This window comes from Haliea alexandrii (assembly GCF_003719295.1).
Lineage (GTDB): Bacteria > Pseudomonadota > Gammaproteobacteria > Pseudomonadales > Halieaceae > Haliea > Haliea alexandrii.
Genome location: NZ_RFLW01000005.1, coordinates 136,018 through 149,118, shown reverse-complemented (window position 1 = coordinate 149,118; position 13,101 = coordinate 136,018). Strand labels below are relative to the sequence as shown.

At 63.1% G+C, this 13,101-nt stretch carries 12 protein-coding genes; 8 read left to right on the top strand and 4 right to left on the bottom strand.

From position 1 onward, the window contains the following. Nucleotides 1-7: 7 nt before the first annotated feature. From miaA to EGJ68_RS16880, 8 genes are all read left to right on the top strand, one after another. Nucleotides 8-952, top strand: coding sequence for a tRNA (adenosine(37)-N6)-dimethylallyltransferase MiaA (miaA, locus tag EGJ68_RS16915; protein ID WP_123035781.1), 945 nt, complete (start codon nt 8-10; stop codon nt 950-952). A 133-nt stretch (nt 953-1,085) separates the two neighbouring features. Beyond that, nucleotides 1,086-1,337: an RNA chaperone Hfq gene (gene hfq, locus EGJ68_RS16910; RefSeq protein WP_027950803.1), complete on the top strand. Its 252-nt coding sequence runs from the start codon at nt 1,086-1,088 to the stop codon at nt 1,335-1,337. Between the two features lie 67 nt (nt 1,338-1,404). Continuing rightward, nucleotides 1,405-2,676, top strand: a complete 1,272-nt coding sequence (hflX, locus tag EGJ68_RS16905) for a ribosome rescue GTPase HflX (protein WP_123035721.1) — start codon at nt 1,405-1,407, stop codon at nt 2,674-2,676. 58 nt (nt 2,677-2,734) lie between these two features. Beyond that, nucleotides 2,735-3,901 carry an FtsH protease activity modulator HflK gene (gene hflK, locus EGJ68_RS16900; protein ID WP_123035720.1) on the top strand — a complete coding sequence of 389 codons (1,167 nt, stop codon included), beginning with the start codon at nt 2,735-2,737 and terminating at the stop codon, nt 3,899-3,901. A 1-nt stretch (nt 3,902) separates the two neighbouring features. Further along, on the top strand, nt 3,903-4,778 hold the full coding sequence (gene hflC, locus EGJ68_RS16895) for a protease modulator HflC (RefSeq protein WP_123035719.1): 876 nt from the start codon (nt 3,903-3,905) through the stop codon (nt 4,776-4,778). A gap of 125 nt (nt 4,779-4,903) precedes the next feature. Then, complete coding sequence (locus EGJ68_RS16890; RefSeq protein ID WP_051230471.1) at nt 4,904-5,095, top strand: DUF2065 domain-containing protein; 192 nt, start codon at nt 4,904-4,906, stop codon at nt 5,093-5,095. 9 nt (nt 5,096-5,104) lie between these two features. Then, complete coding sequence (locus tag EGJ68_RS16885) at nt 5,105-6,274, top strand: ATP phosphoribosyltransferase regulatory subunit (RefSeq protein WP_123035718.1); 1,170 nt, start codon at nt 5,105-5,107, stop codon at nt 6,272-6,274. 23 nt (nt 6,275-6,297) lie between these two features. Further along, nucleotides 6,298-7,596, top strand: a complete 1,299-nt coding sequence (locus tag EGJ68_RS16880) for an adenylosuccinate synthase (RefSeq protein ID WP_123035717.1) — start codon at nt 6,298-6,300, stop codon at nt 7,594-7,596. Nucleotides 7,597-7,688: 92 nt separating this feature from the next. Here the strand turns inward: EGJ68_RS16880 and EGJ68_RS16875 are convergent, their stop codons facing one another. From EGJ68_RS16875 to EGJ68_RS16860, 4 genes are all read right to left on the bottom strand, one after another. Further along, on the bottom strand, nt 7,689-8,084 hold the full coding sequence (locus EGJ68_RS16875; RefSeq protein ID WP_233248870.1) for a helix-turn-helix domain-containing protein: 396 nt from the start codon (nt 8,082-8,084) through the stop codon (nt 7,689-7,691). A 165-nt stretch (nt 8,085-8,249) separates the two neighbouring features. After that, a complete protein-coding gene (locus EGJ68_RS16870) occupies nt 8,250-10,205 on the bottom strand; it encodes a M48 family metallopeptidase (RefSeq protein ID WP_123035716.1) in 1,956 nt (651 codons plus the stop codon). 33 nt (nt 10,206-10,238) lie between these two features. Then, on the bottom strand, nt 10,239-10,835 hold the full coding sequence (locus EGJ68_RS16865; protein ID WP_027950811.1) for a LemA family protein: 597 nt from the start codon (nt 10,833-10,835) through the stop codon (nt 10,239-10,241). Nucleotides 10,836-10,917: 82 nt separating this feature from the next. After that, complete coding sequence (locus EGJ68_RS16860; protein ID WP_123035715.1) at nt 10,918-13,044, bottom strand: molybdopterin-dependent oxidoreductase; 2,127 nt, start codon at nt 13,042-13,044, stop codon at nt 10,918-10,920. Nucleotides 13,045-13,101 lie beyond the last annotated feature (57 nt).

Below are 13,101 nucleotides of genomic sequence, written 5' to 3'. Positions count from 1 at the left end.
CTGCATCATGGGGCCCACAGCCGCGGGCAAGACAGACCTCGCCGAGGGGCTGGCGCAGGCGCTTGACGGCGAACTGATCAGCGTCGATTCCACGCTGGTCTATCGCGGCCTGGATATCGGCAGTGCGAAGCCGGCGTTTCCGCATCACCTGATCGACATCCGCGACCCCGACGAGAGCTATTCCGCCGCCGAATTCGTCCGCGATGCAGTGCGCACTGCCGCGGAGATTGTCGCCCGCGGGCGGGTGCCCATACTGGTCGGCGGCACCATGCTCTATTTCCGTGCGCTGCTTGAGGGGCTGGCGGCAATGCCAGCAGCAGATCCTGCGCTGCGGGCAGCGCTCGCGGTGCAGGCAGCAGAGCAGGGCTGGACCGCCCTGCATGCGCGGCTGGCGACGGTGGACCCCGTATCCGCAGCGGCAATCCACCCACACCACTCGCAACGTATAAGCAGAGCGCTTGAGGTGTACCTGAGTAGCGGGGTACCCCTCAGCGTCTGGCACGAACAGGTGCCGGTGAGCCCTGTGGAGGGCTATCGCGTGGTGCAGTTGGCTATCTGCCCTCGCGAGCGCAGGGTTCTGCATGAACGGATTGCGCTGCGCTTCGCGCGGATGATGGAGCAGGGGTTTCTGCAGGAGGTGGCAGCACTGCGCCAGGGCCTGCTCGGTCACGCTGACCTGCCGGCGGCGAGGGCGGTCGGGTACCGCCAGTTGTGGCGCCATCTGGATGGCGAGTGCAGCCTGGAAGAGGCGGTGGATCAGGGCATTGCCGCCACCCGTCAGCTGGCGAAACGGCAACTGACGTGGCTGCGCAAGTGGCACGAGGTCCAGTGGCTGCTGACGAATGCAGCCGGGAACGTTTGCGCGATGGGGGAGTCAGAACAGAGCGCGGGCGATTTGGATGAAAATTCACTCGCCTGTGCCTTGAAGTATCTGCACGTGAGCCCCACATAGGGTAATTGGGTCTATACTGTCACGGCTTGAGCAAGGATTTTGCAGCGGCGAACTAGTCAGTTCGCCGGTGTGAGCGAGAGCGGTAAAACATTCATCATTTTCGGCTCGTGTTGAGCCAACCAAGGAGAGAGTTATGTCAAAAGGGCACACGCTACAAGACCCTTACCTGAATATTCTGCGGAAGGAGCGCGTTCCAGTTTCCATCTATCTGGTCAACGGTATCAAACTACAGGGCCAGATCGAGTCCTTCGATCAGTTCGTTGTATTGCTGAAAAATACGGTCAGCCAAATGGTGTATAAGCACGCCATCTCCACCGTGGTGCCTTCCCGCGTGGTGCGTATGCCCATGCAGAACCCGCCGGAAGACGATGACGGCGAGAGCTAGTCTGTCCAGCCTGTGGTGGCGCTTTGGCGCCTCCCCCCACTCTTCCTGACGGAGCCCCGAAACCAGCGTGTTTTTTGAGCGTCCAGCGTCAGGTGAGCGCGCGGTATTGGTGCACCTCACCATTGCCAGTGAAGACGAGCGCGAGGATCCCCGCGAGTTCGAGGAGCTGGTGCTGTCGGCGGGCGGCGACCCGGTGGCCTTCGTGGTGGGCAGCCGCGACGTGCCCGACTCGCGCACCTTCATAGGCTCCGGCAAAGTGCAGGAAGTGCTCGACGAGGTGCAGCTGCACGAGGCGGAACTGGTGATTTTCAATCACGCCCTGAGCCCCAGCCAAGAGCGCAACCTCGAGCGAGAGTTCAAGTGTCGCGTGCTCGACCGTACCGGACTCATTCTGGACATCTTCGCGCAGCGCGCACGCACCCACGAGGGCAAGTTGCAGGTGGAGCTGGCGCAGCTGCAGCACATGAGCACCCGGCTGGTGCGGGGCTGGACTCACCTCGAACGCCAGAAGGGCGGTATCGGGCTGCGCGGCCCGGGTGAAACCCAGCTTGAAACCGACCGTCGCCTGCTGCGCGTACGCATCAAGTCGATTCTCGCCCGCCTGGAAAAAGTACGGCGCCAGCGCGACCAGGGCAGGCGTTCCCGGCGACGTGCAGAGGTGCCCACCATTGCACTGGTGGGCTATACCAATGCGGGCAAGTCCACCCTGTTCAACCGTCTGACGAACGCGGAGGTGTATGCCGCCGACCAGCTGTTCGCCACCCTCGACCCGACCCTGCGTCGGCTGGAGCTGGACGAGGTGGGGCCGGTCATCATGGCGGATACGGTGGGGTTCATTGCGCATCTGCCGCACAAGCTGGTCGAGGCTTTCAAGGCCACGCTGGAGGAAACCGTCAGCGCCGACCTGCTGCTGCACATCATTGATGTTGCGGCAGGCGCGCGTGAAGACAATATCTACCAGGTGCAGGCGGTGCTAGAGGAGATCGGCGCCCAGAGCATTCCGCAGTTGCAGGTGTTCAATAAACTTGACCTGTTGGAGCAGGAGCCGCGTATTGATTACGATGAGCACGGTGTGCCGGAGCGCGTCTGGCTGAGCGCTGCAACCGGTGCTGGCTGTGACCTGCTACTGCAGGCGATTGGTGAGCGCGTCGGTGCTGACATGGTGGAGGAAGAACTGCACCTGCAGCCCCAGCAGGGACGCTTGCGGGCCGCGCTCTACCGGATGGGAGCGGTCGCCGCAGAGCAATACGGTGATGACGGCATTGCGCACCTCAGTGTGCGCCTGCCGCGGGCCGACTGGAACCGCCTCATGAAGCGGGGTGCGGAGTCGTTATCCTAGCCCCCGCAGCTAGAGAATCTTTGATAAACTGCAACGATGTTGAGAATGGGAGTTCAGTATGGCTTGGAATGAGCCGGGTGGTGGTAACAACAAGCCCAAGGATCCCTGGGGCGGTGGCGACCAGGGTCCGCCGGACCTTGATGAGGCCTTGAAGAAGCTGCAGGAAAAACTGGGCGGCCTGTTCGGCGGCCGGGGCAGCAAGGCAGGCGGTTCAGGCGGTGGCGGCCGGGGTAAAGGCATCTCGGCCGGTCTGCTGGGTGTCATTGCGCTGGTGGCTTTGGTGGTATGGGGTCTTATGGGTCTTTACCAGGTGGACGAACAGGAGCGCGCAGTGGTGCTGCGTTTCGGCAAATACCACGAAACCGTGCAACCGGGCCTGCAATGGAATCCGCCGCTGATTGATGAGGTAATCCGGGTCAACACGACCAAGGTGCGCGCTGCCACGTTCCGCGAAATCATGCTTACCCAAGACGAGAACATCGTCGAAGTGCACATGTCGGTGCAGTATGTGATCGTTGATCCCACCAGCTTCGTGCTCAAGGTGCGTGACCCCGAGGACTCCCTGCAGCATGCCGCGCAAAGCGCTTTGCGGCACGTGGTCGGTGATTCGCGCATGGATTCGGTGTTGACCGAGGGCCGGGCGCAGATTGGTACGGATGTGCAGGTACGCCTGCAGCGCTACACCGACATGTACGAGACGGGCATCCGCGTGATCAAGGTCAACATTGACGAATCCAAGCCGCCTTCCCAGGTGCAGGCTGCGTTCGATGATGTGATCAAGGCCCGCGAGGATGAGGAGCGGCTGAAGAACGAAGCGCAGGCCTATGCCAATGGCATCGTGCCCGAGGCGCGCGGTCGTGCACAGCGGGTGCTTGAGGAGGCGGGCGCCTACCGTGAGCAGGTGGTCGCCAATGCCGAAGGTGAAGCCGAGCGCTTTAATGCCCTTCTGGCGGAGTATTCCAAGGCGCCGGAAGTGACACGTGAGCGCTTGTACCTGGAAGCGGTGCAGGAAGTGTTCACCAATACCAACAAGGTGATGGTGGACGTGGAAGGCGGCAACAACGTGATGTACCTGCCGCTGGACAAGATGACCAGTTCGTCGGGCGCAGCCGTGCCGCGCAGTGGCCGGCTGGATGCCAACACAGTCAGGGAGTTGACCGACGCCGTGACTGAGCAGCTGCGCCAGGATGCCGCAGCTGCCAATAACCGCAGAGGAGGTCGCTAAGATGGGCGGAAAAGGTATGACCTGGCTGCTGGTGGCGGCCCTGTCGCTGTTCGTGTTGAGCAATACGGTGTTTGTGGTCAAGGAGACCGAGCGCGCCGTCATGCTGCAATTCGGTGAAGTGGTGAACCCGAATATCCAGCCGGGTCTGCACGTGAAAGTGCCCTTCGTCAACAATGTGCGCAAGTTTGAGGCACGGCTGTTGACGGTCGACTCGACGCCTGAGCGCTTCTTCACCCAGGAGAAGAAGGCGCTGATTGTGGATTCCTACGCCAAGTTCCGGGTAGCGGATACGGCCAAGTTCTACACCGCAACCAATGGCGAAGAAGCCCGTGCCAGCGCCTTGCTGGGTCAGCGCATCAACGATGGCCTGCGCAACCAGGTTGCCGTGCGCACGATTCAGGAGGTGGTGTCCGGCCAGCGAGACCAGTTGATGGAGGCATTGACGGAAGAGCTGAGCGAGGTGGCGCTTGAGGAATACGGTGTTGAGGTCGTGGATGTGCGGGTGAAGCAGATTGACCTGCCTCCGGACGTGTCCGAGTCCGTATACCGGCGCATGAATGCGGAGCGCGAGAAAGAAGCGCGCGAGCATCGCGCACTGGGTCAGGAGCTTGCCGAGGGTATCCGGGCTGCGGCGGACCGCGAGGTCACCGTCCTGGAGGCCAATGCCTATCGGGACGCCCAGCTGATCCGCGGTGAGGGCGACGCGCGAGCGACCAACATCTACGCCAGTGCGTTCAATACCAACCCTGAGTTCTATTCATTCACCCGCAGCCTGCGCGCTTACCGGGAGTCTTTCCAGAATAGCGGCGACATCATGCTGATCCAGCCTGATAGCGACTTCTTCCGCTACCTGAAGGATGCCGGCGGCAGTAAATAGGGCCAAAAAACGCAGGTGCCTTCAGCGGCGCCTGTGGTAGAATTCTGCAACCGTGGGATCCGGCGTTTTACCCACAAACGCTGGCCCCGCGGTTTTTTTATGAGCACAGCTTCAGGGGTGACGAAGTGGATTTCTGGCAGGTTTTGCCAGCGGCCCTGGCGCTGGTACTGATTATCGAGGGTGTCTTGCCCTTCCTGAGCCCTCGCGCCTGGCGACAGATGGTGGTTGGCGTGGCGCAGCAGCAGGACAAGGTCATCCGCAATGTCGGCCTGGGCAGCATGCTGCTGGGCGTGGCAGTGCTGTATTGGGTGCACTAAAGGGCGTTTATGACGACGGTGGATCGCTGGCAATTGCCCGATGGGGTAGAAGAGGTGCTGCCGAGGCAAGCGCGCGTGGTCGAGCACCTGCGGCGCGAGCTGCTCGATCTCTATCACCAATGGGGCTACCAGCTGGTTATCCCGCCGCTGATGGAGTTCACCGAATCCCTGCTCATCGGCCTGGGGCGCGACCTGGACCTCCTTACTTTCAAAATGACCGATCAGCTGAGCGGGCGCACCCTTGGCATCCGCGCCGATATTACGCCACAGGTGGCACGCATCGACGCGCATAGCCTGGCGGAGCAGGGTGTTACCCGCCTGTGTTACGCGGGCTCCACTCTGCATACCCGGCCCAAATCGCTGCTGGCTTCGCGTTCGCCTATTCAGCTGGGGGCGGAGCTGTATGGTGACGACAGCCTGGCGGGCGATGTCGAAATCATTCGCCTGATGCTGGCGACCCTCAACGCTGCAGGCGTGGCAGAGGTGACACTGGATCTCGGCCATGTTGGGGTTTATGAAGCGGTGTTGGCGGCGGCAAACGTGACGCCGGAGCAGGAAGTCGACGTATTCGATGCCCTGCAGCGCAAATCGCGGCCCGACCTGCTGTTGGCGCTCACCGATGTCGCAGCCCCCGCGGCCGAGTTGATTCTCGGCTTGCTCGAATTGCACGGTGATGCGGCGGTGCTCGAAACAGCGCGCAGGCTGCTGGCCAAGGCGGCGCCGGAGGCGCTTACCGCGGTGGCGGCACTGGAGACTGTGGCCACTGCTATTGCGCGCAGTCACCCGGGTACAACCGTGTATTTTGACCTCGCGGAACTGCGGGGCTATCACTATCACACAGGAATGGTGTTCGCGGCCTATGCTCCGGGGCATGGCCAGGCGCTGGCCAATGGGGGGCGCTACAACGACGTGGGCAAGGTGTTCGGGCGCGCGCGCCCGGCTACCGGCTTCGCCACGGACCTGAAAGCCTTGATGGCGCTGGTGCCCGCCTCCCCGTCGGAGCCCGGTGCCGTGAGCGCCCCGGACAGTGACGATCCCGCGCTGCTGACGGCGGTGACGGCGCTGCGCAGGGGCGGCGAGGTGGTTATCCGCTGTGCGGGCGAACCTTTGGACCCGCGTTGTGACCGCATGCTGGTAAAGGCTGACGACGAGTGGGTGTTGCGCCCGCTCAAATCCTGATCATTCAAACGAGTTAAGCGTTCATGAGCAAGAATGTAGTGGTTCTCGGTACCCAGTGGGGGGATGAGGGCAAGGGCAAGATTGTTGACCTCCTGACGGATCGCGCAAGCGCGGTCGTGCGTTTTCAGGGCGGCCACAACGCAGGCCACACACTGGTTATCGACGGGCAGAAGACGGTCCTGCACCTGATTCCGTCGGGCATTTTGCGCGCCAATGTGCAATGCCTGATTGGCAACGGCGTGGTGCTGGCGCCGGATGCGTTGTTGCGGGAAATTGGTACGCTGGAGGACAAGGGCGTTCCGGTGCGCGAGCGGCTGCGTATTTCGCCGTCCTGCCCCCTGATACTGCCCTATCACGTGGCGCTGGATGTGGCGCGTGAAGCGCGTCGTGGGGAAGGCAAAATTGGCACCACGGGGCGCGGTATCGGCCCGGCCTATGAAGACAAGGCAGCCCGTCGTGGCCTGCGTTTGGGTGACCTGAAAGACCCGGCGCGTTTCGCTGTCAAGCTGCGCGAGGTGATGGACTACCATAACTTCCAGTTGCAGCATTACTACAAGGTCGAGCCACTCGACTACACCACGGTGCTGAATGAAACTCTGGCCATGGCGCAGGAATTGCTGCCCATGATTGCCGATGTCACCGCCATTTTGCATGAGTGTCGCAAAACCGACGCCAACATCATGTTTGAAGGTGCGCAGGGTTCGCTGCTGGATATCGACCACGGTACCTATCCGTTCGTCACCAGTTCCAATACCACCGCGGGCGGGACGGCAACCGGCTCCGGGTTTGGTCCCCTGTTTCTTGACTACGTACTGGGTATCACCAAGGCCTATACCACTCGCGTGGGATCGGGGCCGTTCCCCACCGAGCTGTTTGATGCCACCGGTGCTCACCTGGCGTCGCGTGGGCATGAATTTGGCGCGACGACGGGCCGCCCGCGGCGCTGTGGCTGGTTCGATGCGGTCGCCCTGCGCAATGCAGTCAACATCAATTCGGTGTCAGGCCTGTGCCTGACCAAACTCGATGTGCTCGACGGCCTGGAAACCATCCAGATCTGCGTCGGATACAGGGACGCTGCCGGCAAGCCGGTGCCCAACCCGGTGGATTCCGACGACTACGACGGCCTGGTGCCGTTCTACGAGGAGGTGCCCGGCTGGAGCGATTCCACCGTGGGCGCGCGCAGCCTCGAGGAGCTGCCGGCGGCGGCTCGCGACTATATCCACAAGATAGAGGAAGTCGTTGGCGCGCCGATCGATATCATTTCCACCGGCCCTGACCGCGTGGAAACCATCGTCCTGCGCCATCCTTTCGACGTGGCGTAGTCCGCTATCGGGGCGACCGGCGCGGCCGCCCCCCGTTTTCCTGCTCCCGGTGCAGGCGCCGCGAGGCTGCCATGGCACCGGCGTGTGCTGCGCTAGAGGCGCTGCGCTTTCCAGGTGCTGAAGCCAACCCCCGTCCAGCGCCGGAAGGCGCGATAAAAGCTGTTCACCTCCAGGTAACCCAGTTCATCCGCCAGGCACTTGCCGGGCCGCCATGCGGCGCGCAACGCCTGCTCACAGCGGTATTGCCGCGCGCGGTCGAGCAGGAACTGGTAGTGCGTGTGATCCACGCGCAGGCGCCGCCGCAACGTTGTGGCACTCATGCCCAATTGGCTGGCTACGGACTCCACCCGCAGTCGTGACAGATCACCCCGCAGCAGAATCTGCAGCACGCGGTCGGTGGTGCGATAGGGAATGTTTCGAGGCGCGTTGGGGCTGGGCTGGGCGGGGCGAGCTGGCCGCGCCGGTGTGGCACTGTGCATGTGTTGCATGACCGGAACCTCCATGTTCAGGCGTTGTGAGTGGGAAGCAGCGTGGATTCACCCCATCCGTGGGGCCTGCGCTACCTGAAAAAAGATAGCAGAGAATTCCCGCGCGCGCCCCAAGCGCGTGTAATGCGGTCAGAAATGGTGAAAAGGATTCAGGGGCGCAGCGCTTCAGCTGCCCAGGGCATCTGGCAGTGGGCAATCCATGGCGGCGGCAATACTGGCCAGAAGCTCCCGCTCCACAGCACTGACGGTGCCATCGGCTTTGGCGGCTTTGCTCATTGCCTTGAGTATCTTCGGTTTGAGCAGGGGGTAGCAGTCCGCCAGCTCACGCACGGCTCGGGAAAAGGCGGCCAGCGAACAGTCTGCCTGCGGCAGCAGGGCGAGCGTGGGGCAGTCCAGGGCTGCCGTTGCCGTGCGAAAACAGTGCTCGGTGTCACCGCTGCTGTTGTGCGCCAGCATGGACAGCACGACCCGCAGGTGACCCTGCACCTTGCGCAGGCTGCGGTAGCGCGCCGTGGAGGGCTTTATCTGGATAAACTCGGGGTCCATATAGTGGCGCAGCAGCTGATACAGGCACCACTCCAGCAGTTCCGTGCGGCGGTCTGCGCGGATCAGCGCGAGCAGCAGCCGTTTGAACTGGTGGTACTGCGCTGCGGACTGGCTTTTCAGCGCCGGCAGGCACAATTCCAGCAGTGGCAGTCGCTGCCCCTCCGCGAGCTGCGCCACGCCTGGGGCCAGCGTGTGGGTAAGCTCCTCCAGCCCCTGCACACCGCTCTCACGCAACAGGCGGTACTGGGCGGCGCGCACCTGCTCATGCGGGCTGATCAGCAGCGCCAGCATCAGGGCGCTGGCCCCCAGTGGCTCGTGACTGTAGCGTACGAAGGCCTGTGGGAGTCCGTGGTGTCGCGGAAACGCGTCATCCTGGCCCTGCGCGGCAAAACGGGCGTCTGCAGCGGTGTCTCTGGGGGTGTTTTGTTCTGCCCCGGCCTCCGCCGCGGCCAGTGCCGCAGCCACCAGTGCGGCGCGCCCCACGCCCACCTCAGCGGCGGCCGGATGGGGTTGGGCGTGCGCGTAGTGCTCCACTTTACGCGTGATGTAAGCGCCATCCCAGGCGGGATCCAGCCGCCGGATGCGTGCCGCCAGCGGTGGGTGGGTTGCAAACAGCTGCCAGAGCCGGTGGCGGATCTGGCCGAAAAAAATATGCGACAGTTCGTCCGCGCGCGCCGTGTGCACCAGAGAGCCTGGCACATAGCCGCCTATGACCTTCAGTGCATCGGCAATGCCGCTGTTGTCGCGGGTGTATTGCACGGCGCAGGCGTCGGCCAGGTATTCCTTCTGGCGGCTGATGGCGGCCTTGATGAACCCCGAGGCCAGGCCACCCAGCCACCCCAGTATCCACAGCCCCAGGCCCAGCAGGGGTACGGCGGGGCCGTTGGAATTGCGGTCGCGATCGTTGCCGGTGCGGTGATGGCTGCTGGCGCGCATCAGGATATAGCCCACATCGCCAATGAAGGTGATGCCCTTGAGCAGTGCGGCGAGGCGAATATTCAGGCGCATGTCACCGTTGAGAATATGGCTGAACTCGTGCGCGATCACCCCCTGCAACTCATTGCGCTGCAAGTGGGTTATGGCCCCCCGGGTGATACCGATCACCGCATCCGCCGGTGTCAGTCCGGCGGCAAAGGCGTTGATGCCGCGCTCGGTGTTCAGCACAAACACCGGCGGTACCGGCATGCCGGCGGCCAGGGCGATCTCGTCGACGATGTTGAGGCAGCGGCGCTCGGCGCTGTCGGTGGTTTGTGGCAGTATCCGGGTGCCGCCCATGGCTTCGGCGACGACTTTACCGCCGGAGGCCAGTTGCAGCCATTTGACGGTTGCTACCAGGCCCACGGTCGCGGAAATGCCGAGGCCGATGGTGCCAAAACGCTCCCAGCTGAAATAGCGCAGAAAGTCACGGAAGCTGCCGCGGCTGCCTGCGTAGAGGTTGTAGTGGTCGCTCCACCAGAGAAAGCCGGCAAACATCGCGTTGGTCAGTACAATCAGCGCGGCGACGGCGCAGAGGAATAGCAGCGTCAAGAGGCGTGTATTGCGGCGCGCCAAATCCTGCTGGGCAAAAAAATCCATAGCGACCCTTCAGTCTCGCGTGCGGCGAGGGCCCTAGAAGCTGACCTGGGGTGCGGCCTGGATCTGCGCGGAATCGTCGAATTCCAGCAGCGTGGCATCCTGTGCGTGACCGAAGGTCGACGCCACCGCCACCGGCGGGAAACTCTGGCGGTAGGTGTTGTAGGCCATCACGGCATCATTGTAGCCCTGGCGGGCGAAGGCCACGCGGTTCTCCGTGTTGGTGAGCTCTTCAGACAGCTGCTGCATGTTCTCGCTGGCCTTGAGGTCGGGATAGGCCTCCATGGTCACATTCAGTTTGCCCAAGGCGCCCTGCAGGGCGTTTTCGGCGCTGGCCAGCTTGCTCATGTCGGCACCACCGATAGCGCCCGGCCCCAGTGCCTTGAGTACGGCAGCCGCGTCGTTGCGGGCGCTGGTGACGGCTTCCAGGGTTTCCCGTTCGTGGCTCATGTAGGCCCGGGCGGTCTCCACCAGGTTGGGAATCAGGTCATAGCGCCGCTTGAGCTGTACCTCTATCTGCGCGAAGGCGTTTTGATAGCGGTTCTTCAGCGTAACCAGCCGGTTGTAAATGCCGATGACATACATCACCAGTCCCAGCAGAACCAGCCAGAACACAATGGTTGAAACGTCCATGCATCACCCTCCCAGGCGCTAGTAGTCGCTTGATTCTACCCGAAAACCGGCGCGGCGCGAGCCGCACTCACGCCAACCGCGCTCACGCCAGTGCCACCTCGACCTCGACGCCGTTCACTGCGGCATTCCCCGACAGCGCATCCAGAGCGAGGTCATCGGTGACATCATTGCAGCTTGCCCCGGCGTGTTGCTTGGCGGTCTGCAGACGAATACCCGCGCGGTTGTGTCCGTAGCCGTGGGGCAGGCTCACCACCCCGGGCATGACGCCGCTGCAGGTTTCCGCCGGTACCGTAACGCTGCCTGCCCGGGAACTCAGCTGCACACGGTCACCGTCATTGATGCCGCGCTGTGCCATGTCCTGTGGGTGCATGAGCAGGGTGCAGCGTTCCCGGCCTTTAACCAGGCGATGATAGTTGTGCATCCAGGAGTTGTTCGAGCGCACATGCCGGCGCCCGATGAGGCGCAGGGCCCCGCTGTCCTCTGCGGAGAATTCGGCGCGCAGGCGTTGCAGGTCTGCCAGCGCTGCGGGCGTTGCGCAGTGGATGGTTTTGTCTGGCGTTTGCAGCCGGTCGGGCAGTTGCGGCTGCAATGGGCCCAGGTCGATACCCGATGGGTGTGCCTGCAGCTTCGCCAGCGTGAGGGCGTGTGCACTGCCCGCGCGTTCGCTGTACGGGCCCATCTGCAGTCCCATGTCGATGATGTCATGCGGCGCCAGCACCGGTTGTGGCGGTTGGCCCAGCAGCGCCGCGACGCGGTTGCCGAGTTCGGCGAAGATCTCCCAGTCGTGCAGACTGTCTTGCGGTTTGTCGAACACGGCTTCGTTGTGCCGGGCAGTATTGCGCACGGCGTTTATGTGGAAGGCGAGATCGTAGTGGTCGTGTTCCAGCGGCGAGGTCGGCGGCAGAATGATGTCTGCGTGGCGTGTGGTTTCGTTCAGGTAGGGGTCCAGGCACACCATGAACTCCAGCTGTTCCAGCGCGGCGTCCAGCTGGCGGCCATTGGGTGTGGACAGTACGGGGTTGCCCGCGCCTACGAAGAGCGCGCGCACCTGGCCTTCTCCCGGCGTGGTGATCTCCTCGGCGATGGTGGAGGCGGGCAGTTCGCGGTCAAACTCCGGCAGCCGCCGTACCCGGCTGTGATGGCGGGCGAAGCCCCCGGGGCTGATGTTGCTGACCTGGTCGACCGCCGGCAGCGTGAACAGTGAACCTCCCTCCCGGTCGAGATTGCCGGTGAGGATATTCAGCACTTGTATTGCCCACTGGCAAAGTGCCCCGTAGCGCTGGGTGGATACGCCCATGCGCCCGTAGCAGATGGCGGCCCCTGCCTGCGCGAACTCCTGTGCGATGCGCCGTATGGTATCCGCCGCAATGCCGCAATGCGGGGCGGCGAACTCGGGTGTGAAGTCCAGCAGCGCGGCTTCCAGCTCGGGCAGGCCGCTGACGAAGGCCTCGAGGTGGCGGGGGGCCACGCGGCCTTCAGCAAACAGGGTATTGATCAATGCCAGCAGGAACAGGGCATCGCTACCGGGACGGATATACAGGTGTTCGCTGGCCAGCTCGGCAGTTTCCGTCAGGCGCGGGTCCACCACCACCAGTTTGCCGCCCCGTTTGCGCAGCGCCTTGATACGTTTGCGCACATCGGGCACGGTCCAGATGCTGCCGTTGGACGCAATGGGGTTGGCGCCAAGCATGAGAAAGTACTCGCTGCGGTCGATGTCGGGAATGGGAAACAGCGACTTGTGGCCGAACAGCCAGAGGCTGGCGAGATGGTGCGGCAGCTGGTCCACCGAGGTGGCGGAAAAACGGTTGCGGGTGTGGAAGTGGCGAAACAGGTTTTTCTGGTGCGTCATCATCCCGTAGTTGTGTACGGTAGGGTTACCCAGATACACGCCGAGGGCATCCACGCCATCGCGCTGGACAATCTCTACCAACCGTTGCGCTGTTGCGTTCAACGCCTGCTCCCAGCTGATGTCCTGCCAGGTGTCCGCCTCACCCGGAGCACCGCGCACGCGCTGCAATGGCCCGCGCAAGCGATCCGGGTCGTTGTGAATATCCTGCAGAGCCACGGCTTTGGGGCAGATGTGTCCCCGACTCAAGGGGTCGTCCGGATCGCCCTTGATCGACAGTATCCTCTCACCATCGGTTTCGATACGCAGGCCGCAGATGGCCTCGCAGAGGTGACAGGCGCGATGGTGCACAGTGGTGGGCATGGCAGGCGCTTCTTTGTTATGGCTGTGGCAGAAGTGTAGCGGGTGCACGAATAAAGT

Coding starts and splice junctions, on each gene's coding strand:
- hflK (WP_123035720.1), top strand. CDS start 2,735: ATGGCTTGGAATGAGCCGGGTGGTGGTAACAACAAGCCCAAGGATCCC.
- EGJ68_RS16860 (WP_123035715.1), bottom strand. CDS start 13,044: ATGCCCACCACTGTGCACCATCGCGCCTGTCACCTCTGCGAGGCCATC.
- hfq (WP_027950803.1), top strand. CDS start 1,086: ATGTCAAAAGGGCACACGCTACAAGACCCTTACCTGAATATTCTGCGG.
- EGJ68_RS16880 (WP_123035717.1), top strand. CDS start 6,298: ATGAGCAAGAATGTAGTGGTTCTCGGTACCCAGTGGGGGGATGAGGGC.
- hflC (WP_123035719.1), top strand. CDS start 3,903: ATGGGCGGAAAAGGTATGACCTGGCTGCTGGTGGCGGCCCTGTCGCTG.
- EGJ68_RS16870 (WP_123035716.1), bottom strand. CDS start 10,205: ATGGATTTTTTTGCCCAGCAGGATTTGGCGCGCCGCAATACACGCCTC.
- EGJ68_RS16885 (WP_123035718.1), top strand. CDS start 5,105: ATGACGACGGTGGATCGCTGGCAATTGCCCGATGGGGTAGAAGAGGTG.
- miaA (WP_123035781.1), top strand. CDS start 8: ATGGGGCCCACAGCCGCGGGCAAGACAGACCTCGCCGAGGGGCTGGCG.
- EGJ68_RS16875 (WP_233248870.1), bottom strand. CDS start 8,084: ATGCAACACATGCACAGTGCCACACCGGCGCGGCCAGCTCGCCCCGCC.
- EGJ68_RS16865 (WP_027950811.1), bottom strand. CDS start 10,835: ATGGACGTTTCAACCATTGTGTTCTGGCTGGTTCTGCTGGGACTGGTG.